At 62.4% G+C, this 24,335-nt stretch carries 18 protein-coding genes and 3 pseudogenes; 6 read left to right on the forward strand and 15 right to left on the reverse strand.

Features of this window, described 5'->3' with window-relative positions:
* Positions 1–175 precede the first annotated feature (175 nt).
* The 4 genes from OSW16_RS25245 to OSW16_RS25260 are packed head-to-tail and all read right to left on the reverse strand — an operon-like array spanning position 176 to position 6,059.
* On the reverse strand, positions 176–3,193 hold the full coding sequence (locus OSW16_RS25245; RefSeq protein WP_267819337.1) for a sarcosine oxidase subunit alpha: 3,018 nt from the start codon (positions 3,191–3,193) through the stop codon (positions 176–178).
* The gene (locus OSW16_RS25250) at positions 3,190–3,525 is read right to left on the reverse strand and encodes a sarcosine oxidase subunit delta (protein WP_241805619.1); all 336 of its coding nucleotides are present in this window, start codon (positions 3,523–3,525) and stop codon (positions 3,190–3,192) included. The genes OSW16_RS25245 and OSW16_RS25250 overlap by 4 nt, the downstream gene beginning before the upstream one ends.
* Positions 3,526–3,539: 14 nt before the next feature.
* Positions 3,540–4,790: a sarcosine oxidase subunit beta family protein gene (locus OSW16_RS25255; RefSeq protein ID WP_241805618.1), complete on the reverse strand. Its 1,251-nt coding sequence runs from the start codon at positions 4,788–4,790 to the stop codon at positions 3,540–3,542.
* Between the two features lie 15 nt (positions 4,791–4,805).
* Complete coding sequence (locus tag OSW16_RS25260; protein ID WP_241805617.1) at positions 4,806–6,059, reverse strand: serine hydroxymethyltransferase; 1,254 nt, start codon at positions 6,057–6,059, stop codon at positions 4,806–4,808.
* Positions 6,060–6,634: 575 nt separating this feature from the next.
* Here OSW16_RS25260 and OSW16_RS25265 point away from each other — a divergent pair.
* Both OSW16_RS25265 and OSW16_RS25270 read left to right on the forward strand, forming a co-directional pair.
* On the forward strand, positions 6,635–7,675 hold the full coding sequence (locus OSW16_RS25265) for a low specificity L-threonine aldolase (protein WP_267819340.1): 1,041 nt from the start codon (positions 6,635–6,637) through the stop codon (positions 7,673–7,675).
* A 170-nt stretch (positions 7,676–7,845) separates the two neighbouring features.
* On the forward strand, positions 7,846–8,328 hold the full coding sequence (locus OSW16_RS25270; protein WP_267819342.1) for a hypothetical protein: 483 nt from the start codon (positions 7,846–7,848) through the stop codon (positions 8,326–8,328).
* A 103-nt stretch (positions 8,329–8,431) separates the two neighbouring features.
* Here OSW16_RS25270 and OSW16_RS25275 read toward each other — a convergent pair.
* From OSW16_RS25275 to OSW16_RS25285, 3 genes and pseudogenes are all read right to left on the reverse strand, one after another.
* Positions 8,432–10,322 (reverse strand): annotated as a pseudogene (locus OSW16_RS25275) (methyl-accepting chemotaxis protein).
* Positions 10,323–10,504: 182 nt separating this feature from the next.
* On the reverse strand, positions 10,505–10,807 hold the full coding sequence (locus tag OSW16_RS25280; RefSeq protein ID WP_012316646.1) for a cell division protein ZapA: 303 nt from the start codon (positions 10,805–10,807) through the stop codon (positions 10,505–10,507).
* Positions 10,804–11,034 (reverse strand): hypothetical protein, encoded by a 231-nt coding sequence (locus OSW16_RS25285; RefSeq protein WP_012316647.1) that lies wholly within the window; start codon positions 11,032–11,034, stop codon positions 10,804–10,806. The genes OSW16_RS25280 and OSW16_RS25285 overlap by 4 nt, the downstream gene beginning before the upstream one ends.
* 343 nt (positions 11,035–11,377) lie before the next feature.
* On the opposite strand from OSW16_RS25285, the pseudogene OSW16_RS27260 reads away from it, so the two are divergent.
* Together OSW16_RS27260 and OSW16_RS27265 are read left to right on the forward strand one after the other, a co-directional pair.
* Positions 11,378–12,034 (forward strand): annotated as a pseudogene (locus OSW16_RS27260) (MCP four helix bundle domain-containing protein); the annotation flags it as partial.
* A 198-nt stretch (positions 12,035–12,232) separates the two neighbouring features.
* Positions 12,233–12,937, forward strand: a complete 705-nt coding sequence (locus OSW16_RS27265) for a methyl-accepting chemotaxis protein (protein ID WP_418942216.1) — start codon at positions 12,233–12,235, stop codon at positions 12,935–12,937.
* Between the two features lie 209 nt (positions 12,938–13,146).
* On the opposite strand, the gene gbcB is transcribed toward OSW16_RS27265, so the two are convergent.
* Positions 13,147–14,247 (reverse strand): glycine-betaine demethylase subunit GbcB, encoded by a 1,101-nt coding sequence (gene gbcB, locus OSW16_RS25295; protein WP_267819346.1) that lies wholly within the window; start codon positions 14,245–14,247, stop codon positions 13,147–13,149.
* 296 nt (positions 14,248–14,543) lie between these two features.
* Between gbcB and gbcA the strand changes: the two genes are divergently transcribed.
* Complete coding sequence (gbcA, locus tag OSW16_RS25300; protein WP_241805609.1) at positions 14,544–15,836, forward strand: glycine-betaine demethylase subunit GbcA; 1,293 nt, start codon at positions 14,544–14,546, stop codon at positions 15,834–15,836.
* 81 nt (positions 15,837–15,917) lie between these two features.
* Here the strand turns inward: gbcA and OSW16_RS27270 are convergent, their stop codons facing one another.
* From OSW16_RS27270 to dgcB, 5 genes and pseudogenes are all read right to left on the reverse strand, one after another.
* Positions 15,918–16,169 (reverse strand): hypothetical protein, encoded by a 252-nt coding sequence (locus tag OSW16_RS27270; RefSeq protein WP_267824175.1) that lies wholly within the window; start codon positions 16,167–16,169, stop codon positions 15,918–15,920.
* 363 nt (positions 16,170–16,532) lie between these two features.
* Positions 16,533–16,775 (reverse strand): annotated as a pseudogene (locus OSW16_RS27275) (RHS repeat-associated core domain-containing protein); the annotation flags it as partial.
* 745 nt (positions 16,776–17,520) lie between these two features.
* Positions 17,521–18,291, reverse strand: a complete 771-nt coding sequence (locus OSW16_RS25315) for an electron transfer flavoprotein subunit beta (protein WP_019096849.1) — start codon at positions 18,289–18,291, stop codon at positions 17,521–17,523.
* Between the two features lie 10 nt (positions 18,292–18,301).
* The gene (locus tag OSW16_RS25320) at positions 18,302–19,534 is read right to left on the reverse strand and encodes an electron transfer flavoprotein subunit alpha/FixB family protein (protein ID WP_267819350.1); all 1,233 of its coding nucleotides are present in this window, start codon (positions 19,532–19,534) and stop codon (positions 18,302–18,304) included.
* Positions 19,534–21,486 carry a dimethylglycine demethylation protein DgcB gene (gene dgcB, locus OSW16_RS25325; RefSeq protein WP_267819352.1) on the reverse strand — a complete coding sequence of 651 codons (1,953 nt, stop codon included), beginning with the start codon at positions 21,484–21,486 and terminating at the stop codon, positions 19,534–19,536. Before dgcB ends, OSW16_RS25320 begins: the two co-directional genes overlap by 1 nt.
* Here dgcB and OSW16_RS25330 point away from each other — a divergent pair.
* Entirely contained in the window at positions 21,485–21,673 is a 189-nt protein-coding gene (locus tag OSW16_RS25330) for a hypothetical protein (protein WP_267819354.1), read from the forward strand. The genes dgcB and OSW16_RS25330 overlap by 2 nt on opposite strands.
* 14 nt (positions 21,674–21,687) lie before the next feature.
* On the opposite strand, the gene dgcA is transcribed toward OSW16_RS25330, so the two are convergent.
* Positions 21,688–23,748, reverse strand: coding sequence for a dimethylglycine demethylation protein DgcA (gene dgcA, locus OSW16_RS25335; RefSeq protein ID WP_267819356.1), 2,061 nt, complete (start codon positions 23,746–23,748; stop codon positions 21,688–21,690).
* A gap of 15 nt (positions 23,749–23,763) precedes the next feature.
* Positions 23,764–24,294, reverse strand: coding sequence for a DUF5943 domain-containing protein (locus OSW16_RS25340; protein ID WP_267819358.1), 531 nt, complete (start codon positions 24,292–24,294; stop codon positions 23,764–23,766).
* Between the last annotated feature and the right edge of the window lie 41 nt (positions 24,295–24,335).

Below are 24,335 nucleotides of genomic sequence, written 5' to 3' on the forward strand. Positions count from 1 at the left end.
TACCTGCCTTGAATTCTTGGTCGTCGATACGAAGCAGCTTGCAGGGCGTATTTGCCGGCCTCATCGCCGGCAAGCCGGCTCCCACAGGGACCGCACCTACCTTCAGGACTGCATCGCACCTGTGGGAGCCGGCTTGCCGGCGATTGGGCCAGCCGGCTCGACACAGGGCCTGGAGTCAAACGTTCTGCCGCTCACCCTTCGGATCGAAGAACACCGAAGACACGATTTCTGCCTCGATCACGCTGCCATCGGCTTGCGGCGAATAAACGCGCTCGCCCATGCGTTTCAAGCCGCCTTTGACCACACCCATGGCAAACGAATACCCCAGGGAGTTGGCCGCGTAGCTGGAGGTGACGTGGCCGACCATGTCCATCGGGATCGGCTGCTTCGGATCGAACACCAACTGGGCGCCTTCGGGCAGCCACTTGGTCGGGTCCACAGGCTTGAGGCCCACCAGCTGCTTGCGGTTTTCCCGCACGCAGTCCTCGCGGTTCATGCCACGCAGGCCGATCCACGAGAACGGCTTGTTACGGCCCACGCACCAGCTCATGTTGAGGTCGTCCGGGGTCATCGAACCATCGGTGTCCTGGCCAACGATGATGAAGCCCTTCTCGGCACGCAGTACGTGCATGGTTTCGGTGCCGTACGGGGTCAGGTTGTACTTCTTGCCGGCCTCGATGACTTTTTCCAGTACGCCCATGGCGTAGTTGGCCTGCACGTTGACTTCGTACGACAGCTCACCGGTGAACGAAATCCGGAACACACGGGCCGGCACGCCGCCGACAGTGCCTTCCTTCCAGGTCATGAACGGGAAGGCGTCCTTGTCCAGGTCGATGTCGTCGGTCAGCTCGCTGAGCAGCTTGCGGCTGTTGGGGCCAGACAGGGTCAGCGTGGCCCAGTGGTCGGTGACCGAGGTGAAATACACCTTCATCTCTGGCCATTCGGTCTGGTGGTACAGCTCCAGCCACTGCAGCACGCGTGCGGCACCGCCGGTCGTGGTGGTCATGTAGAAGTGGTTGTCGCCGACACAGGCGGTCACGCCGTCGTCGAAGACCATGCCGTCTTCTTTGCACATCAGGCCATAACGGGCCTTGCCCACGTCGAGCTTGGTCCAGGCGTTGCTGTAGATGCGGTTGAGGAACTCGCGGGCATCCGGGCCCTGGATATCGATCTTGCCCAGGGTCGAGGCGTCCAGCAGGCCCACGCTGTCGCGCACGGCCTTGCACTCACGGGCCACGGCGGTGTGGATGTCTTCACCCGCCTTGGGGAAGTACCAAGGGCGCTTCCATTGGCCGACATCTTCGAACTCGGCGCCGTTCTTCACGTGCCAGGCATGCAGGGCAGTGAAGCGCACGGGTTCGAACAAGTGGCCACAGTGACGGCCCGCTACCGCACCGAAAGTCACCGGCGTGTAGTTGGGGCGGAACATGGTGGTGCCCATTTCCGGAATGGTGATACCGATCGAACGGGCGGCGATGGCAAGGCCGTTGATGTTGCCCAGTTTGCCCTGGTCGGTACCGAAGCCCAGCGCGGTATAGCGCTTGACGTGCTCGACCGATTCGAAGCCTTCGCGGGTGGCCAGCTCGATACCGGCGGCGGTCACATCGTTCTGCTGGTCGACGAACTGCTTCGGCCCCTTGCTGCCTTTGTCGTGCGGCACCTGGAACAGCGCCACGGTGGCCTCTTCCTTGCGCGCAACGGTTTTTGGCAGCGTGCCGGTGGTTGCCTTGAAGCCGGCCTCAGTGGCTGCGCGCACGCCCCCCTCGAAGCCATCGGCAATCACATCGCCCAGCGCATACACACCGTGGATGCCACCCACGCACACGCGCTTCTGCGGCGCATCACCGGGCACGAAGCCAAGAATGTCGTCACGCCATACCGGGCGACCGCCCAGGTGCGAGGCCAGGTGGACGATAGGGCTGTAGCCGCCGGAGGTCGCGATCAGGTCGCAGTCGAGGGTTTCGCCTGGGCTGGTGACCTTGTGTGCCTGCACATCGATGGCCGCCACGCGGGCGCCAGTGACGTGCTTGCTGCCTTTGGCCTCGATCACAGCACTGGAAGTGAGGATGCGGATGCCTTTGGCACGGGCTTCCTCGACCAGCGAACCACGTGGATTGTGGCGGGCGTCGGCGATGGCGACGACCTGCAGGCCGGCGTCATGCCAATCCAGCGCAGCGCGGTAGGCATGATCGTTGTTGGTCGACAGCACCAGCTTGCGGCCCGGTGCCACGCCATAACGGCGCACATAGGTCGAGACAGCACCTGCCAGCATGTTGCCCGGCACGTCGTTGTTACCGTACACCAGCGGGCGCTCGTGGGCGCCGGCGGCCAGTACGACGCGCTTGGCACGTACACGGTGCACGCGGTGGCGAACCTGGCCGATCGGGGCGCGGTCACCCAGGTGGTCGGTGAGGCGCTCGTGAATGGTCAGGAAGTTGTGGTCGTGGTAGCCGTTGACCGTGGCGCGTGGCAGCAGGGTCACGTCCGGCAGGCTTTGCAGCTCTTTGACCACGGCGTTTACCCAGTCAGCGGCCGGTTTGCCGTCGAGGGTCTCGCGGCTGTCGAGCAGGCTGCCGCCGAACTCTTCCTGTTCGTCTGCCAGGATCACCCGGGCACCGCTGCGCGCAGCCGCCAGGGCAGCGGCCAGGCCTGCAGGGCCGGCGCCGACGATCAGCACGTCGCAGTGCTGGTTCATGTAGTCGTAGCTGTCCGGGTCGTTCTGCAGCGGCGCACGGCCAAGGCCTGCTGCCTTACGGATGTACTTCTCGTACGTCATCCAGAACGATTTCGGGTACATGAAGGTTTTGTAGTAGAAGCCAGGCGGCATCATGCTGCCGCCCACCTTGCCGAGGATGCCCATGACGTCGTTGTTGACGTTCGGCCAGCCGTTGGTGCTGGTGGCGACAAGGCCTGCGTACAGCGCCTGTTGGGTAGCGCGCACGTTGGGGATCTGGGTGGCTTCGCTGGAGCCGATCTGCAAGATGGCGTTCGGCTCTTCGGTGCCGGCGGCGATGATGCCGCGTGGGCGCGAGTACTTGAAGCTGCGGCCAACGATGTCGACGCCATTGGCCAGCAGCGCGGCGGCCAGGCTGTCGCCGGCATAACCCTGGTAGGTCTTGCCGTTGAAGGTGAAGTTCAGGACCTTGCTGCGGTCGATACGGCCGCCGCTGGCGAGGCGATAGGTCTGGCTCATACTTTTTCCCCTTGGCCTTTGACGGTCGACGGTGCGTTGCTTTGCTTGCCGCCTGCGGTCACCTGCGGCTTCTCGCCGATCTTGTAGGTTTCCAGAATTTCGTAGGTCACGGTGTCGCGGGTGACGTTGAAGTACTGACGGCAGCCGGCAACGTGGTCCCACAGCTCATGGTGAATACCGCGCGGGTTGTCGCGGAAGAACATGTAGGTGCCCCACTCTTCGTCGGAGCAGGCGTTAGGGTCCAGCGGGCGGGCGATGTGCGCCTGGCCAGAGGCGTGGAACTCTTCTTCGGAGCGCAGCTCGCCGCAGTGGGGACAGAAAATATGCAACATGACGGTGTCTCCGGTTAGTGGGCGACGGCGGCGGCGCCGTGTTCGTCGATCAGTGCGCCGTTGTAGAAACGGTCCATGGAGAACGGCGCAGCCAGCGGGTGCATCTCGCCTTTGGCCAGGCTGGCGGCGAAGACGTTGCCCGAGCCCGGGGTCGCCTTGAAGCCGCCGGTGCCCCAGCCGCAGTTGAAGAACATGTTCTTGACCGGGGTCTTGGAGATGATCGGGCAGGCGTCCGGCGAGGTGTCGACGATGCCGCCCCACTGGCGGTTCATGCGCACGCGCGAGAGGTTGGGGAACATCTCGACGATGGCCTGCAGGGTGTGCTCGATGACCGGGTACGAACCGCGCTGGCCGTAGCCGACCCAGCCGTCGATACCGGCGCCGATCACCAGGTCGCCCTTGTCGGACTGGCTGATGTAGCCGTGCACGGCGTTGGACATGATCACGCTATCGATGATCGGCTTGATCGGCTCGGACACCAGTGCTTGCAGGGGGTGCGATTCCAGCGGCAGGCGGAAGCCGGCCAGCTTGGCCATGTGCCCGGAGTTACCGGCGGTGACCACGCCGACGCGCTTGGCGCCGATGAAGCCTTTGTTGGTTTCCACACCGATCACTGCACCGTTTTCCTTGCGGAAACCGATCACTTCGGTCTGCTGGATCAGGTCCACGCCCAGGGCGTCGGCGGCACGGGCATAGCCCCAGGCCACCGCGTCGTGACGGGCGACGCCGCCACGGCGCTGAACGGTAGCGCCGAGAATCGGGTAACGGGTGTTCTTCGAGCAGTCCAGGTACGGGATTTCGGCCGCGACCTGGGCGGTGTTCAGCAGTTCGCCATCGACGCCGTTGAGGCGGTTGGCGCTGACGCGGCGCTCGGAGTCACGAATGTCCTGCAGGGTATGGCACAGGTTGTAGACGCCGCGCTGGGAGAACATCACGTTGTAGTTGATGTCCTGGGACAGGCCCTCCCACAGCTTCATGGCGTGCTCGTACAGCTGCGCCGACTCGTCCCACAGGTAGTTGGAACGCACGATGGTGGTGTTACGGGCGGTGTTGCCGCCGCCCAGGTAACCTTTCTCAACCACCGCGACATTGGTGATGCCATGTTCCTTGGCCAGGTAGTAGGCCGTGGCCAGGCCATGGCCGCCACCGCCAACGATGACCACGTCGTAGACCTTTTTAGGGGTCGGCGTGCGCCACATGCGCTGCCAGTTCTCGTGGTGGCTGAGGGAGTGTTTGAAGAGGCCGAAGCCCGAGTAGCGTTGCATGGTCGTTTACTCCACTCAGCGGTAAACAGGGAAGTCTGCGCACAGGGCCGCGACGTTCTTCGCCACATCGGCTTCGACGTCAGCGTCACCGAGGTTGTCGAGGATGTCGCAGATCCAGCCGGCCAGGGCCACACACTGGGCGACCTTGAAGCCGCGGGTGGTGACAGCCGGGGTACCGATGCGCAGGCCGGAAGTGACGAACGGCGATTGCGGGTCGTTCGGCACGGCGTTCTTGTTGACGGTGATGTGCGCGCGGCCCAGGGCTGCGTCGGCATCTTTGCCGGTCAGGCCCTGGCGGATGAGGCTGACCAGGAACAGGTGGTTGTCGGTGCCGCCGGAGACCACGTCGTAGCCGCGGTCGATGAATACCTGGGCCATGGCCTGGGCGTTCTCGATGACCTGCTTCTGGTAGCTCTTGAACTCAGCCTCCTGAGCTTCCTTGAAGCACACAGCCTTGGCGGCGATGACGTGCATCAGCGGGCCGCCCTGGGCGCCAGGGAACACAGCGGCGTTGAGCTTTTTCTCGATCTCTTCGTTCGACTTGGCCAGGATCAGGCCGCCACGTGGGCCGCGCAGGGTCTTGTGGGTGGTGGTGGTCACCACGTCGGCGAATGGGATCGGGTTCGGGTACAGGCCAGCGGCAACCAGGCCGGCGACGTGGGCCATGTCGACGAACAGCAGTGCACCGACCTTGTCGGCGATGGCGCGAAAGCGTGGGAAATCGAGGGTTTTGGAGTATGCCGAGAAGCCGGCAACGATCATCTTCGGCTTGTGCTCGACGGCCAGGCGCTCGACCTCGTCGTAATCGATCAGGCCGGTGTTGGTATCGATGCCGTACTGCACGGCGTTGTACAGCTTGCCCGAAGACGACACTTTGGCGCCGTGGGTCAGGTGGCCGCCGTGGGCCAGGCTCATGCCAAGGATGGTGTCACCGGCCTGCAGCAGGGCCAGGTAAACCGCACTGTTGGCCGAAGAGCCGGAGTGCGGCTGAACGTTGGCGTAGTCGGCGCCGAACAGCTGCTTGGCGCGCTCGATGGCCAGCGCCTCGACCTTGTCGACGTGCTCGCAGCCACCGTAGTAGCGCTTGCCTGGGTAGCCTTCGGCGTACTTGTTGGTCAGGCCGCTGCCTTGGGCCTGCATGACGCGCTTGCTGGTGTAGTTCTCCGAGGCGATCAGCTCGATGTGATCTTCCTGGCGCTGTTCTTCGGCATTCATCGCCGCCAGCAGTGCGTCGTCGTAACCCTGGATCTGGTCTTGCTTGCTGAACATCGTGGTTCTCCCGGCAGCGATCGTTTCTTGTCTGTAAGGCACTGTGGCCCTTTGTGGCGATGGTATGACTGGCCGGGGAGGGTCAGATGCCTGCGCACGCCTTGCAATGGCGCGTTTACGACATTCGCTTTTTTGTTGCTCGCACCGGCCCTATCGCCGGCAAGCCGGCACCCACCGGACTGCGGCAGTTTTCGAGGCCTGAGTCTTATCTGCGGGGGCTGGCCTGCGGCAGTGCTTGAGGCTGGCACCGTATTGGTTGGAGCCGACTTGCCGGCTCCCACCGGACTGCGGCAGTGTTCGAGGCCTGGGTCTTATCTGCGGGGGCTGGCCTGCGGCAGTTCTTGAGGCTGGCACCGTATTGGTGGGAGCCGGCTTGCCGGCGATGGGCTGCGCAGCAGCCCTGATCAGACTCACTGCGCCACTGCTGCCAAGGCCGCTGGAGCCCCGCCAGGTACCGCTTACCGGCGATTCGGCCGGCATGCGAACCCCACACCAGCAACCGTGCAGAGCTTGTATAGGCAACCGCTGAATCGATGGTTTAGAGTGCTGTTCTGCTTCGTTCACAGGACCGTGTCATGACAGACAAAAGCCAACAATTCGCCAGCGACAATTATTCCGGTATCTGCCCCGAAGCCTGGGCAGCGATGGAAAAGGCCAACATCGGCCACGACCGCGCCTACGGCGACGACCAGTGGACCGAGCGCGCCGCCCAGTACTTCCGCGAGCTGTTCGAAACCGACTGCGAAGTGTTTTTCGCCTTCAACGGCACCGCCGCCAATTCGCTGGCCCTGGCCTCTTTGTGCCAGAGCTACCACAGCGTGATCTGCTCCGAGACCGCCCACGTAGAAACCGATGAATGTGGCGCGCCGGAGTTTTTCTCCAACGGCTCCAAGCTGCTCACCGCGCCCAGCGTCAACGGCAAGCTGACGCCGCAATCGATCCGTGAAGTAGCGCTCAAGCGCCAAGACATTCACTACCCCAAGCCACGTGTGGTGACCCTGACCCAGGCTACCGAAGTCGGTACCGTGTACCGCCCCGATGAGCTCAAGGCGATCAGCGCCACCTGCAAAGAGCTGGGCCTGAACCTGCACATGGACGGCGCGCGGTTCACCAATGCCTGCGCATTTCTTGGCTGCAGCCCGGCCGAGCTGACCTGGAAGGCCGGCGTGGATGTGCTGTGCTTTGGCGGCACCAAGAACGGTATGGCGGTCGGTGAGGCGATCCTGTTCTTCAACCGCGACCTGGCCGAGGACTTCGACTACCGCTGCAAGCAGGCCGGGCAGTTGGCCTCGAAAATGCGCTTTTTGTCGGCACCCTGGGTGGGGCTGCTGGAAAACGGCGCCTGGCTGCGCCATGGCAACCACGCCAACCATTGCGCGCAGCTGCTGGCGTCGTTGGTGAGTGACCTGCCGGGGGTAGAGCTGATGTTCCCGGTTGAGGCTAACGGGGTGTTCCTGCAGATGCCGGAGCCCGCGCTGGAAGCGTTGCGCGCCAGAGGCTGGCGCTTCTACACCTTCATTGGTAGCGGCGGGGCGCGGTTCATGTGTTCATGGGATACCGAAGAGGAACGGGTGCGCTCACTGGCAGCGGATATCCATAGCGTCATCGGCGCCTGACGTCATTGCTCGGCGGGCCTTACGGCCCGCCAAAACGCTTGTTCAACAACGCTTACAACAGCCTTGCACTGAATGTCACCTGACAGTTCTGCCAGTTTGCAGCCCGTCACAGAGCTTTTATGTTCTTCGGGGCCACAACCCTCAGTGGCTGAGTTTTCCGAGGACGTATCATGGCCACTAAAATATTGATCAACGATAACGAATTGCCAGGTATTGAAGCCGAGAACCTCAAGTACTTCCGCGCTCTCAAGCCTGGGCACTACTTTAGCCACCATGGAACCTCAGGCACCGTGGTCAAGATCTCGCAGGAACGGCTCAACGGCGACGAGAGCGTGGCAATCACGCTGGATAAATCCCAAAAGGCAAAAGTTTCAATCAGTGAAAGAACCAGAAATGCGCTCAAGGCAACTATTGAGCAACGCACTGCAAACAGCACTGAAACTATCGTGTATCTCATCACACCGCATGATGAAAGCTATGAAATTGAAGACATTTCCGATAAATACATGCTCGTCAATTTATTGCAGGACGATAAGTTAGAAATCATCAGCGACGGCGACGAACTCAAGTACTCGGTCAAAGAACAGCAGTTCGAGTATAAAGTGCTGGACAACATGTCTTGGTGGATCACTGAAACCAAAGACACAGCATGAGCATCTTTTGGGTTAGCCGCCCACCGTAGCAACGCCGCTTCCATTGGCGCCGGCACTCCGGGAGCGGCATTGGTCACGATGGACCGTAACCTGGCCTGCGTGTTTAAAGCTTGAACCCACCCATCTGCCGGGCCAGGTCATCGGCCAGCCCGCGCAACGCCTGGCACTCCTGCCGACACCCCTGCACTTCCGCCGCGGTCTGCCTGGCCAGGTCAGAAATCCCCTGCACCGTGCGGTTGATCTCCTCGGTCACCGCCGACTGCTCTTCCGTCGCCGTGGCCACCTGGTGGTTCATGTCGCTGATGTGCTCGACCTGGTCGGTAATCGCCCCCAACGAGGCCCCGGTTCGCTGGCTCGACGCCACGCCACTCCCCGTCGCCTGCTGCCCCGCCTGCATCGACGTCACCGCCGAACCTGCGCCGTGCTTGAGGCGCTGGATCATCTGCTGAACTTCATCGGTGGACACCTGGGTACGCCGCGCCAGCGTCCGCACCTCATCGGCCACCACGGCAAAGCCGCGCCCCATCTCCCCTGCCCGCGCCGCCTCGATGGCAGCATTGAGCGCCAAAAGGTTGGTCTGCTCGGAGATGCTGCGGATCACCGCCAATACTTCATCGATGGAGGCGACTTCGTCGGCCAGTTGCGCCACCGCATCCGCCGCCTTGCCGATGTCACCCGACATGCCCTCGATACCTTGGATCGACCGGCGTACCACCTCACGCGCCTGCAAGGCTTCCTCACGCGCTGACTGCGAAGCTTGCGCAGCATCGCCGGCGTTGCGGGCAATGTCCTGCACGGTGAGCCCTCTCGTGCACGGCGGTGGCGACCATTTCGGTCATTTCCTGCTGCCGCCCGGAACGTTCAGCCGTGTTGTCCACCACCTGCGTCACCTGCTCGACCGCACGATGCAAACGCTCGGTGGTGCGCAGCACTTCGCCGATCAGGCCGCGCTGGCTGTCGAGAAATCGGTTGAATCCGCGGGCCAGTTCGCCCAGTTCGTCCTGACGCGAATCGTCCAGACGATGGCTGAGGTCGCCGCCACCACTGCCAATCTGCACCAACGCGGCAGTCACTCGGCGCACAGGCTGTACCAAGCCACGCGCCAGCACCACCACCAGCAACAGCGAGAGCAGCGCCACACCCCCGCCGATCAACGTGGTAAGCCAGAGGGCCTGACGCATCTGTGCATAGATCTCTGCCTCCGGCACCTCGGCAACCAAGGTCCAGTTCAGGTCGCGCAGGGGTAAGCCCAAGGCCAGAAAGTCTTTACCATCACGCTGGAATCGGCTGGTGCGCAAACCCGGCTCACCGCTGATCACCGCCTTGGCCGCCTGTTCATCGAGCTGCTGCGCGAGCTGTCGCTTGCCGCTGAGGGCAGCGTCCGGATGCACCTGGATCAAGCCATCGTTACGTACCAGAAACACCTTGCCGTGCTCGCCAAAGCTGAAGTCATGGATCAGTTGTGACAACTCGGTCATGCGCAGGCCCATGCCGGCCACACCGACCAGCTTGCCGTCCTTTTCCACACGGTAATCGATGAACAGCGCCAGCTCGCCCGTGGAACCGTCGATATCGATATTGATCAGGCGCTCGGCGCCGCTGTCGATGTAGCCGTAAAACCACGTGTCTTTGGGGTTGTCGCGGCTGAGGGTGCGGTCCAAGCCATTTTCGTTGTAGTAGTGGCCGGTTTCGGTCGAGGCGAAAAGCGTGGTGAAGGCCTGGTTGCGCTGCTTTGCGGCCTGCAGGTATTCGATAAAGCGTGGCATTTCGCCGGCGTCTTCACCAGCGGCCAGCCAGTCACGCAGCAGCGTGTTGCCGGCGATGTCGGCTGCGGCGACCAGCGGCTTGCCGAGCATTCGCTCGATGTCGTTGCGGATGGCTTCGATGCTGGCCGGGAGGGCTGTGTCGACCAGATAGCGATCGGTGAGGCGGTTGAGCGCTACGGTGAAAATGATCACGACCACCAGGATGCTCGCCAGCAGTGCCGCGCCCATGCTCGCGATCAATTGCCACTGGATACTTCGACGCCAGATACCCATGCCCCTTCCTCCCCAGGAATAATTGTTTGGGGGAAAGTGTATACACTCAGGTATCCATTAATACCAGCGACCTGCGACAAGGTTGAAGACACTGCGGGGGCAGGCAAACCCGTCCCCGCAGTACTGACAGCGTGCTTTTACTGTTCGGCGATGGTCCGAACGATCGCGTCCACCGTGGCGTCGATCTGTGCCTGTGTACGCTCCAGTGTCTGCTGATGTTCCTTCTGCAGTTCAACCTGCTTGGAACACAGATTCAGGGCGGCCAGCACCAGCAGCTTATCGCCGATCAGGGTCGGGTACGAACGTTTGGTTTCGGCAAGGGCGGTGTTGAGCATGCGTACCGCCTGCGCCAGGGTTTCTTCCTGGCCTTCGGGCGCCTTGATCGAATAGTCGTTGCCGAGGATCGACACGACATTGACCGGCTGCGCTTGCAGTCTCATGCGCCGACGACACCTGCGCTGGCGCGTTCAACCAGCGCCTGGATGCGCGCAGCGGTGGCACCGTGCTTTTCTTCCTGCTCCATCAACGACAGTTGCAGGGTTTCGTTCTCTTCCTTGGCTTGGGCCAGTTCCTGGCCAAGCGTGGTGTTCTGCTCGGTGAGTTGAGCGTTTTTCTGCATCAGGTCGCTGACCAGTTGCTCGAGTTGATTCAGGGAGGCTTCCAGCATGGGGTCTATCTCGGGTTGTTGCAAAGGGCGCACACGATAAAGAAAAGTGTGAGCACTCGCCATTAAATATCGGAATCTCAAGGTTTCTAACCCGCAGATTGACAGGGTATCGGGCGCCTTGTTCCGACTTGGGTCAACCGCCGGTCAGGTAAATGGATAGCAGGCTCACAATTTTTGCCGTTCACACTCAAGACTGGCCGGTCACGACCGATAGCCAGGCAAGTCATATTTCGTCGCAGGGAACGCGTCCACTCCTTTTGCCTGGATTCGTCCCGCCATGTCCCTACGCAACATGAATATCGCCCCCCGCGCCTTGCTCGGGTTCGCCTTGATCGGCTTGCTCATGCTCGGCCTTGGTATCTTCTCGCTCATGCAGATGGGCAACATCCGCCAGGCGGGCCTTGCCATCGAAAACATCAGCGTGCCCAGTATCAAGACCCTGGACGAGCTGACCTCGCTCAACCTGCGCCTGCGCACCCTCTCCTACCGAATGCTGCTCAACCGCGAACCGGAAGTACAGCGCGACACCCTCAACCTGTTGGACCAGCGCAACGCCGAGATCGACCGCGCTCGCCAGGCCTACCTGCCACTGATCAGCGCGGCAGACGAACAGGCCGCCTTCGACCAGTACACCGAACTGCTCAACCAGTACCGTCAGCTGGAATCGCGCATGCGCAGCCTGAGCCAGGCCAACCGCACTGATGAACTGCGTGACCTGCTCAACCGCGACCTGCTGGCCAACTCCGAGCAAATCAACAAAGTCATGAACACCCTGGTGCGGATCAACACCGACCAGACCCGCGCGACCAACGAAACCGCCGCCAACCAGTACTCAGCGGCCTTCGTCCTGGTAGTCGGCCTGCTGGTTGCCGCAGCCGTGCTGACCTTCCTCTGCGCGTTGCTGCTGACCCGCAGCATCGTCAAACCTATCGACGAAGCCCTCAAGGCCGCCGAGCAGATTGCCGACGGTGACCTGACCCATACCATCCGCGCCGAAGGCACCGATGAGGCCGCGCGCCTGCTGCGCGCGATGGGGCGCATGCAGGAAAAATTGCGCGACACCCTGCAGCAGATCGCTGGCTCCGCTACCCAGCTGGCGTCGGCCGCCGAAGAGCTGAACGCCGTTACCGACGAGAGCGCGCGTGGCCTGCAACAGCAGAACAATGAAATCGAGCAGGCCGCCACGGCGGTGACCGAAATGACCAGCGCCGTCGAAGAAGTGGCGCGTAACGCTGTGAGCACCTCAGAAGCCTCCAGCGAAGCCAGCCGCTCGACCGGCGACGGGCGTGACCTGGTGCTGGAAACCGTAGGCGCCATCGAGCGGATGAGCGGTGATGTGCAGGCCACCGCCAAACTGATCACTCACTTGGCCGAACAATCGCGCGACATCGGCAAGGTACTGGATGTGATCCGCGGCCTGGCCGACCAGACCAACCTGCTGGCGCTCAACGCGGCCATCGAAGCGGCGCGTGCCGGCGAGGCGGGCCGTGGGTTTGCGGTGGTGGCGGATGAAGTGCGTGCGCTGGCACACCGTACCCAGCAGTCGACCAGCGAAATCGAACGGATGATCGGCAGCATCCAAGGCGGCACCGAACAGGCGGTCGAATCGATGCGCACCAGCACCGAACGCGCCGAGTCGACGCTGAACATCGCCAAGGGCGCCGGTATGGCGCTGGACACCATTGCCGGGGCCGTGGCGCAGATCAATGAACGCAACCTGGTAATCGCCAGCGCGGCGGAAGAACAAGCCCAGGTGGCGCGAGAGGTTGACCGCAACCTGGTGAACATCAATGACTTGTCGGTGCAGAGCGCGACCGGCGCACATCAGACCAGCGCAGCGAGCGCAGAGCTGTCGCGCCTGGCTGTGGATTTGAATGGGCTGGTGGCACGCTTTCGCACCTGAGAGCACCGGGGCCGCTTTGCGGCCCAATCGCCGGCAAGCCGGCTCCCACAGGGTCTGCGCCAGCCGTTAGAAATCGGGTAAAACCATTGCTCCCAAAAATGGCCTGCCCCAGGACATTGGATTGGTGTCCAACCTCTTGGGGGCAGTCCATCCTGTGGGAGCCGGCTTGCCGGCGATTGGGCTGCAAGGCAGCCCCAGCCATTAGCGGATCAGTAATCGATCCGCACGTCCCCTTTGGGTACGCTGCAGCACGACAGGATATAGCCCTCGGCTTCATCTTCCTCGGTAATCCCGCCGTTGTGCTCCATCTCCACCTCGCCACCCAGCTTGAGCACCTTGCAGGTCCCGCAGATGCCCATGCCGCAAGCTTTGGGGATCATCAGCCCGACCTTGGCCGCCGCCGCATGCACGGTCTCGCCAGGAACGACTCGGATGCTCTTCTCGCTGCCGATGAACTCCACCAGGTTGAGCTCGGACACGTCCACTTCCGGCGCATCGGCCGCCTGCTCGGCATGCTCCACGGCATCGGCCTTGGCCTCTGCCGGCGTCGCGCCGAACGACTCCTCGTGGTAGTTCTTCATGTCGAAGCCGACCGCCTCGAGCATGCGCTTGACCGCAGTCATGTAGGGCGTCGGGCCGCAGCAGAACACCTCGCGCTCCATGTAATCGGGCGCGATCAGTTCCATCAGCCGTTGGTTAAGATAGCCGCGATAACCCGCCCAAGGCTCACCCAGGCCGTGCTTCTCGCAAATGATGTGCAGGCTGAAGTTGGGGATGCGGGAAGCCATCTGCTCCAGTTCGCGGTGGTAGATGATGTCTTTGGGGGAGCGGGCGCTGTGCACGAACACCATGTCGACATTGGCATTGGTGTCGTAGAACCAGCGGGCCATGGACATCACCGGTGTGATACCGACACCGCCAGAGAGGTACAGCACCTTGCCCGCCGGGAAGTCGATGGCGTTGAACAGCCCCACCGGGCCGTGCACAGGCACTTCAAAGCCTTCGTGCATGGTGTCGTGCAGGTAGTTGGACACATGCCCGCCCGGCACCCGCTTGACGGTGATCGAAAAGCTGTAGGGCACCGACGGCGAACTGGAGATGGTGTAGGAGCGCATCACCGGCTTGCCTTCGATCTCCAGTTCCAGGGTGACGAACTGCCCAGGCTTGAAGAAGAACATGATCGGCTGGTCGGCCATGAAGCAGAAGGTGCGCACGTCCCAGGTCTCCTGGATGACCTTGACGCAACGCACGATGTGGCGGCCATTGGCCCAGGTCTGGGTGGTGACCGGATTGAGGAATGTATCGGACATGTTCATCTCCAGCGGCCGACTAATGGCCCTTTTCATGGCTGCGATAATGCGCAAGCTGAAGGCGTCGCACATTCCTGCCTGCGACATCGGCGTGCTTATCGCGACCAGCCCCGTGCTACAAGGGCTGGCGCGTCGTAATTCAAATCGGCCATGTCGCCCATGGATACGGTTCGCGGCGTCTTCGGACGCACACTCCACGGCAAAAGAACCTGCTGTTTTTTCACAGATGCTCTTGCGGCACCACAACAACGATTAGCCACCTTTTGCCGGCCGCCTACGGCCCCGAGGATTACACGATGGACGTCACCGCAACCCTGAGCCTGGGCGATCCACTGGAAGCTGCACGCAAGGCCACCGCCGAGATGCTGCAGACCCGCGAGCGCACCTACTCGCTGCCCCAGCCGTTCTACACCGACGAGCGTCTGTTCCAGATCGACATGCAGGAGATCTTCCACAAGGAATGGCTGATTGCCGGCATGACGTGCGAAATCCCGGCCAAGGGCAACTACATCACCCTGCAGATCGGCAAGAACCCGATCATCGTGGTGCGCGGCAGCGAAGGTAAGGTGCATGCCTTCCACAACGTCTGCCGCCATCGTGGCTCACGCCTGTGCGTCAACGAGAAAGGCAAAGTGGCAAAGCTGGTCTGCCATTACCACCAGTGGACGTATGAACTGGATGGCCGCCTGCTGTTCGCAGGTACTGAAATGGGCGCCGACTTCGACATGAAAGAGTACGGCCTCAAGCCTGTGAACGTAAAAGTCGCCGGTGGCTACATCTTCATCAGCCTGGCGGAAAACCCACCTGCGATCGACGAGTTCCTGGCCACCCTGGACCACTACATGGAACCGTATGACATGGAGAACACCAAGGTGGCAGTGCAAACCACCTTGATGGAAAAGGCCAACTGGAAGCTGGTGCTGGAAAACAACCGCGAGTGCTACCACTGCTCCGGCTCGCACCCGGAGTTGCTGCAAACCCTGCTGGAGTGGGACGACACCAACGACCCGCGCGCCAGCCAGGAATTCAAGGACCACGTGGCGGCCTCCGCCGCCGCTTGGGAAGCCGAGAAGATCCCGTACCTGCACAAGAGCCATGGCCTGCGTAACCGCATCGTGCGCATGCCGCTGCTCAAGGGCACCGTGTCGATGACCATGGACGGTAAACAGGCGTGCCAGAAACTGATGGGCCGCATCAAGAACCCAGACCTGGGCTCGATGCGCATCCTGCACCTGCCACACTCGTGGAACCACTGCATGGGCGACCACATGATCGTGTTCACCGTGTGGCCGATCAGCGCCCAGGAGACCATGGTCACCACCAAGTGGCTGGTGCACAAGGATGCCGTGGAAGGCGTGGACTACGACCCTGAGCGCATGCGCAAGGTGTGGGACGCCACCAACGACCAGGACCGCCGCCTGGCCGAAGAAAACCAGCGCGGTATCAACTCGACGGCGTATCAGCCGGGGCCTTACTCGAAGACTTACGAGTTCGGTGTGGTGAACTTCATTGACTGGTACAGCGACCGCGTATTGGCCAATTTGGGCGCAGAGCCTGCCCCCTACCTGAAAGAGGTGAAGGCGCAGTGAGTATTCAGCGTTAGCCGACGCGCTCCACTCGCCTGACGAGTAGGAGCGCGTCGGCCGACGCTTGGACACCAGGGCCTGACGCTACACGGTGACGCTGTGCGGGGTTGGGCGCATTGACCTTATGCTTTCCGCTGCTGCTGAAATCCTTTCCGCTGCTGCTGAAAGCCCCCGGCCCACGGTAGCGAACATTTCGTCCACCATCGTCACATCCATGAAAGTCTCCAGAGCGACACTGGGAATTTCAAATGGGTTTACTCTCAAGTAACTCACCACCTCACGGGCTGCAGCAAAGTTACCTGTCAAACCGCCGCTCAGGTTGGTGACTGAATTCACCACGCTAAACACATCTGTCGCTGTCTGGAAGGCAGGCGTTACCCCACTGATCGCAGCCGTCAACTGCCCAGCGACCCCAGCGCTCCCAGTCAGGAAAAACTGCTGATTCGAGATTCTGGATAGCTGAGGCAGCTCCTGATGGCCTACGGAGCGCCCGGGCTCGCTAGCTTGCGCAGCGTTATGCCTGGCCCGGAAAGCCACCCTGCGCCCCACTACATTCCTGGCCGTACGCGCCAACGAGCCCAACAACGTAGCACCGCTGGACGCCACGCCAATGGCTCTGAACACGACGCCCCAGAACGCCCCGCTTGGGTCATGGCGATTCACGGGATCGCCGCCACAATAGGCGTATGCATGGATACCTCCCTTGCCGAACGGGCTTAGCGGGTCAGCGCTGATAAACCGCCTCAGGCTCGGACTGTAGAAGCGGCGACCATTGCCCAGGGCATAACAGCCTGTGAGCGGATCCGGGCGCTGACCACAGAAACCCAGCCCTGGTATCAGTGCGGTACCTGAGGCGCCATAAGGCGAATAAGCGAGCGCCTCGTGCCCCCCCCTACCCAATACAGAGCGCTGGCGGTCGACGCTTAGCAGTAATGTCTTCATGGTTATCCACAATTCACAGAACGTGTGGTCAGGATAATGAGGGACGTTGTATTTGCGTACTGGCAAAAATGACAGGCCGGCAACTGGTCACTATTCAACCAATCCTATCAAGGCCCCACGCTTTCTGGGCTACAGCGATCTTCATACACCTTGTCCACAGAGACACCAACAGAGTTTGTGAGCAAAAAGCGGCATGCAGCTTCGTTTCTGTGGATAAGCGATTCAAGGCCCTGATAATCATGGATCAGGAGACACACGCCGCCATTTGATCATTTTGTAATCAATTCCTCACAAGCCACGGCCTCCGCGGCTTCCAAGTAGTACCGGACAGCTTATCCACAGATCCGCCAACAGCGATTGTGGGCAAAACCACCCGGAGATAGGCTATCAGCGTCTGATTAACCCGGCTAAGACCTGATCAATTTATGATCAAAGTTCTGTAAGCCCCTATATGTATAGCCTCCAGCCATGCACCAACACTTTATCCACACCTTGGCGAACAGATTCCGTGAGCAAAAAAAGAGTTGCACCCGATGGTTGGGCCAGTTTCGCCAAAGCCAGCGGTGGAGTGGGGAACAGGATGGACTTATGCACAGGCAGAAGGTGCATGCAGCAGATCAGAAGTTGGGGGAGCGGGGTTGCCCTGCGAAGCAGCCGCGGTGCATGGCACCGGGTGCGCCTGTGTGCGCGGGGCAAGCCCGCCCCCACAGCGTGAGGGCGGCCTTGGCGGCGAGCCTGTAGGGCTTCAGCGCAGCACGCCCTCTTCCACCAGCAGCTTGAGGATGGCCTCGGCGCCTTCCTGTGGCGAAACATCCTTCAGCACCTTGCCGCCACCGCCACTGGCCTTGGCGGTCGCCGCCTTCATCCGGTCGGCGCCGCTTTTGGCCTTGATCACCTTAAGCCGCTTGGGCCGTGGCCGTGCCGGCTGCAACTCGGCCTCGGCCAGCAGATCATCCTCGACGATCGCCACATTGCGCGCCGCCAGCACACCCCGGCGCGCCGGCCCGAATGCGCTCTGGCGCGGCTTGGGCGCGGCGTTATCCACAGTCGCCAGCAACGGCAGGCGCACTTTCAGCCGGCGCCGCTGACCACGCGGCAGCGCCTGCAATACCTGGGCGGTGCCGTTTTCAATCGACTCCACCTCGGCCAGCCCCACGATCAATGGCCAGCCAAGCTTTTCGGCCAACAGGAAGGGCAACATGCCCGAGCCCTCACCCGTCTCGGCCTGGCTGCCGGTCAGCACCAGCTGTGCCCCGGCGTCGCGCAGGTAATCGCCCAGCACGCCCAGCACATCGGCTCCGGCGGGCTGCTCCAGCACATCCAGGTGATCCAGGCCCATGCCCAGGTAGGCGCGCAATGCTTCCTCCTGTGGGTCGCCAGCATGCACCACCTGCAAGTTATCCCCAGCCAGCTGCAAACCCAGTTCCACCGCGCGCGCATCCTGCTCAGCGCGCCGGGCCCGGCCGGAGCTAGGGTGGGCCCCGATGGAAACCAGGCTGATCACTTTCGTACTCATGCTCGTGCCCTTATGCCGCGTCGCGCTGGCCGCCGCTGCGGTAGTTGTCCACAGCCTCGATCAGTGCCTTGAGAATCGCCGAGCTGTCGCCAATCACCGACAGGTCGGCCCGTTTGATCATGTCGCAGCCCGGGTCCATGTTGATCGCCACCACCTTGTCGCAAGCGCCGATACCCTGCAGATGCTGGATCGCGCCCGAGATACCCACCGCCACGTAGACCCGTGCGGTGACCCAGGTACCGGTAGCACCCACCTGGCGGTTACGCGGCATGAAGCCGTCGTCCACTGCCACGCGCGAGGCGCCTTCGGTAGCGCCGAGGGCTGCGGTCGCCTTGTGGTACAGGTCCCAGTCTTTGACGCCATTACCGCCCGAAACGATGAACTCGGATTCGGCCATGGCAATGGTGGCCGGGTCCACGGCCACCGAGCCGAGGTCCTCGATACGCGACAGGCTGCGTGCAACGCTTGTGGACAACTCCACTGGCAGCGCTTCATGACGGGTTTCGCTGACAGGTTCGGCACATTCCGCCGCAGCCAGGATCAACCGTGGCATGGCGCGTTGCAGGTCCTGCTGGCCCGCGCCGGCACGGCCGATGCACTGGCCGTCCTTGACCTGCCAAACCCGCGTCGCCGGGCGCTCGCCCACGGCGGCAGCGAAGCGCCGGCCCACTTCGCCACCACCGGTGCGGCTATCGGGCAACAGCCAGTGGCGTGGCGTGAACTGGTTATCCACAGCCCGCAGCCCTTGCACCAGTTGCTCAGGTGCATAGCCTTCGAACGCCTCACCTTCCATAACCAGCAGGCGATCGACCCCGGCTGTGGAAAACGTGCTTTCCTTGTGCTCGCCAAACACCACGGCCAACACCGCGCCATCGCTGCCGGCCAGGCTATGGGCCAAGCCGAGCAAGTCGCGGTCGTGGCTGCTCAGGCGGCCACCGACCATGTCGGGCACCACGGCGATGTAGAACGCAGGCGCTGCAACCTGATGCAGCGGCAATTGCACTTCGGCCGGCGCGCTACGCCGCCCGCCGCCCCCGGTGCCCTGTTGGGCACCGCTGCGGTCGATACGCTTGAGGCCATTGGGGCCGATGAAACCGGCGGCGATGGCATGCGGGTTTTTGCGCGTGAGGCCACTGGGCCCCATCCAGCGAGTCTGTTGCGTCTGCAGCGCTGCATGCAGCGGGTGCAGGCGGTTACGGGCGATCCACTCGGCGCGTGGGTCGCGGCGGATGATGTCGCTCATCAGTGCACCTCCGCAGGTTCACGTTCAACCGTTAGCGACTTTGGGGCCGCGGGCGTTTCCTCTTCGATCAGCACATCGGCTACCAACTCGGCGAGGTCCTTGATCTGTGGGCGCGGTTCGACCACCCCTTCGAGCATCGCAGTGCACTGTGGGCAGCCGACCGCCACCAGTTCAGCCTGGGTCTCTCGGATGTCATCCATGCGCATGTCGGGGATACGCTGCTTACCCGGGATGTCGGTGATCGGCGCACCGCCACCACCGCCACAGCAGCGGGAACGGAACCCCGAGCGCTGCATTTCGCGCACTTCGATGCCCAGCGCCTGCAACACTTGGCGCGGGGCCTCGTATTCGCCGTTGTAGCGGCCCAGGTAGCATGGGTCGTGATAGGTGACGCTGCCGCCCTTGTGCTGCCCGAGGTTGAGCTTCCCGGCTGCGATCAGCTCGGCGATGTAGGTGCTGTGGTGCTGCACCTGGTAGTCGCCGCCCAGTGCGCCGTACTCGTTATTCAGCACATGGAAGCTGTGCGGATCGCAGGTGACGATGCGCTGGAACTTGTACTTGGCCAGGGTCTGGATATTGCGTTTGGCCAGTTGCTGGAAGGTCGCTTCGTCACCCAGGCGGCGCGCCACGTCGCCGCTGTCACGTTCTTCCAGGCCGAGCACGGCGAAGTCCACGCCCGAGGCCTTGAGTACTTTGACGAACGAGCGCAGGGTGCGCTGGTTGCGCATGTCGAACGCGCCGTCACCCACCCAGAACAGCACTTCGGTGGTTTTCACGTCAGACAGCAGGTTCAGGTTCAGGTCTGCCGCCCAGTTCATCCGGCCCCCAGGGGCAAAGCCGCCCGGGTTGTCGGTAGCGATCAGGTTATCCAGCACCTCGGCGCCCTTGTTCGGGGTCGCGCCCTTTTCCAGGGTGAGGTGGCGGCGCATGTCGACGATGGCATCGACGTGCTCGATCATCATCGGGCATTCCTCGACGCAGGCACGGCAGGTGGTGCACGACCACAGGGTGTCGGCGTCGACCAGGCCATTGACGATCGGTTGGTGTGGATTACCGCCGTGTTCACCGATCGGCTTGCCAGGGTACGGGCTGCCGGCGAACGTGGCATCGGTGCCACCGGCCAGGCCGATGACCATGTCCTGAATGAGTTTTTTCGGGTTAAGCGGCTGGCCGGCGGCGAACGCCGGGCACATCGCCTCACATTTGCCGCATTGCACACAGGCGTCGAAACCCAGCAGCTGGTTCCAGGTGAAGTCCACCGGCTTTTCCACGCCCAGCGGGGCATTGCGGTCTTCCAGGTCCAGCGGTTTCAGGCCGGTCGAACGGCCACCGCCAAAGCGTTCGGCGCGGCGGTGCCAAGCCAGGTGCAGGGCCCCGGCGAAGGCGTGTTTCATCGGGCCGCCCCAGGTCATGCCGAAGAACAGCTCCGACACGCCCCACAGCACGCCCAGGCCAAGTATCGCGACCATCACCCAGCCGCCCGTGTTGGCCGGCAGAATGCCGGCTACCGGCAAGGTAGCAATGAAGAAGCTTGCGGCGAACACCAGCAGGCTTTTCGGCAGGCGCATCCACGGGCCTTTGGACAGGCGCGATGGCGGGTTGAGCCGGCGTTTGAAGACGAAGATGGCACCGGTGAACATGATCACGGTGGCCACCAGCAAGGCGTAGCCAAGGATCTTGCTCTGCAGGCCAAAGCCGTGCACCAGGATTGCCAGCACCGCCGACAGCACAAAGCCGCCCGCAGTGGCCACGTGGGTCTTGGACATGTACTTGTCGCGCTCGACCACGTGGTGCAGGTCCACGAGGTAGCGGCGCGGCATGGCCAGCAGGCCGCCGAGAAGATCGACCTTGGAGGCTCGGCCACGCCGCCACATGCGCACCCGGCGCAGGGCGCCGAGCACCGCCAGGCCAAGGGCAGCGAACAGCAGGATGGGTAATAGGGTGTTCAACATGGCAGGCACCTTTTTCAGCTGCAAGCTGCAAGCCGCAAGCTGCAAGCAGAAGCCCGGGGAGCTTCTGCCTACCGCTTGTACCTTGCAGATCACCTCTGCGTTACAGAGTCATTCCCAAGCAACTCTCAAGACTTCAGTTGCAAGCGAAGGCGACAACGATGGCTTCTTCTTGCAGCTTGCCGCTTGAAGCTTGCCGCTGCTTCAGAAATCCTTGCACAGCCGCAAGGCGTCGTAGATCGCCGCATGCACGTTGCGCTGGGCCACGCAGTCGCCGATGCGGTACAGCAGGTAACCTTCGCCCGGCTGGCTGAGGATCGGCTGTGGCTTGATGGCGAACAGCGCCTCCACATCGATCTGGCCCTTGTTGCGCGAGCCTTCCTTGAGCGCGTAGTACAGTGCTTCGTCAGGACGCACACCGTTCTCGACCACCACTTGGTCGACCACGCGTTCTTCCTTGGCGCCGGTGTATTCGTTCTCCAGCACCGCCACCAGCTTGTCGCCTTCGCGGTAGACCTTTTCCAGCATCATGTCGCCGGTCATGATCACTTCTTTGGGGTACATGCTGCGGTAGTAGGTCGGGAAGGTCGTGCCGCCCATGGCCACGCCCGGCTTGATGTCGTCGGTGACGATTTCGACCTGGCTGCCCTTGTCGGCGATGAAGTCGGCCACCGACATACCGGTGAATTCGCAGATGGTGTCGTACACCAGCACGTTCTTGCCCGGCGCGACCTTGCCGTCGAGCACGTCCCAGCTGCTGACCACCAAGCCTTCGGCAGCGCCCCAGTGCTCGTTCTGCTCCAGGAACGAGTGCCCGCCTACTGCCAGCACGATCACGTCCGGGCGCAGGTCCTCGATGGTGGCCACATCAGCGGCAGTGCCCAGCCGCAGGTCGACCTTCAGGCGCGCCAGCTCCAACTGGTACCAGCGGGTGATACCGGCAATCTGGTCACGCTGCGGCGCCTTGGCGGCGATGGTGATCTGCCCGCCGATCTGGTCCTTCTTCTCGAACAGGGTCACGTCGTGGCCGCGTTCGGCTGCCACGCGGGCTGCCTCCATACCGGCCGGGCCGGCACCGACTACCACCACCTTGCGCTTGACGCCGGTGGTCTTCTCGATGATGTGCGGCACGCCCATGTATTCACGGGAGGTCGCAGCGTTCTGGATGCACAGCACATCCAGGCCCTGGTACTGCCGGTCGATGCAATAGTTGGCACCGACGCACTGCTTGATCTGGTCGATCTGCCCCATCTTGATCTTGGCGATCAGGTGCGGGTCAGCGATGTGCGCACGGGTCATGCCGACCATGTCCACGTAGCCGCCTTCGAGGATGCGCGTGGCCTGGTTCGGGTCTTTGATGTTCTGCGCGTGCAGCACCGGGACCTTGACCACTTCCTTGATGCCGGCTGCCAGGTGCAGGAACGGCTCTGGCGGGTAGCTCATGTTGGGGATGACGTTGGCCAGGGTGTTGTGGGTATCGCAACCCGAGCCGACCACGCCGATGAAGTCGATCATGCCGGTAGCGTCGTAGTAGGCGGCGATCTGCTTCATGTCCTCGTGGCTGAGGCCATCGGGGTGGAACTCGTCACCACAGATACGCATGCCCACGCAGAAGTCATCGCCGACTTCGGCGCGCACCGCCTTGAGCACTTCCAGGCCGAACTTCATGCGGCCTTCGAAGGTGCCGCCCCACTCGTCAGTACGTTTGTTGACCCGCGGGCTCCAGAACTGGTCGATCATGTGCTGGTGCACAGCGGACAATTCGACACCGTCCAGGCCGCCCTCTTTTGCGCGCCGCGCAGCTTGCGCGTAGTTGCCGATAACCCGCCAGATCTCTTCTACCTCGATGGTCTTGCAGGTGGCGCGGTGCACGGGCTCACGGATGCCGGAAGGCGACATCAGGGTCGGCCAGTTGAAACCGTCCCAGCGCGAGCGGCGCCCCATGTGGGTAATCTGGATCATGATCTTGGCGCCATGCTTGTGCATGGCGTCGGCCAGGTTCTGGAAGTGCGGGATGATGCGGTCGGTCGACAGGTTGACCGATGACCACCATTCCTGCGGGCTGTCGATGGCCACCACCGACGAGCCGCCGCAGATCGCCAGGCCGATGCCGCCCTTGGCCTTTTCTTCGTAATACTTCACATAGCGGTCGGTCGTCATGCCGCCGTCAGTGGCGTAGACCTCGGCGTGCGCGGTGCTGAGCACGCGGTTGCGGATGGTCAGTTTGCCGATCTGGATCGGCTGGAACATTGCTTCGAATGCCATGACGCTATCTCCGGCTTACAACGGCTTTGTAACGAACAGGCCATCTTCGTGGCCTTCTTCCGACCCGCCGTAGACCTGCTCGGCCACGGTGCGGATCGCGCTGCCACGGGCAGCGAGAATCTGGTCCATTGCGCCGGCGAACCAGCCGGTGAACATGTAGTCGACCTTGCGGCCGCACTTGCCATACACGTACACGAACGCCGAGTGCTTGAGCTTGACGCTGCAGGTGCCTTTGTCCAGGTCGATGTCCTGGATTTCGAACAGGCCCCAGCCACGCTGGGACAGGCGCTTCATGTAGTGCTCGAACACCGCCACGCCTTCCAGGCCATGGCACTCGGCTTCTTTTTCACACCAGTGCCAGGCGGACTTGTAGCCAGCTTTGTAGAGGATCTCGGCGTAGGCGTCGGCGCCCAGCACTTCCTCGATACCCATGTGGTTGTTGACGAAGAAATGGCGCGGTACATACAGCATCGGCAGGGCGTCGCTGGTCCAGACACCGGTTTCGCTGTCGACTTCGATTGGCAATTGCGGGGCGATCTTGGCCATGGAAACTCAACTCCATAAAAATTTTGTGTGATTGCCCCGAC

This window comes from Pseudomonas putida (assembly GCF_026625125.1).
GTDB classification, from domain to species: Bacteria; Pseudomonadota; Gammaproteobacteria; order Pseudomonadales; family Pseudomonadaceae; genus Aquipseudomonas; species Aquipseudomonas putida_X.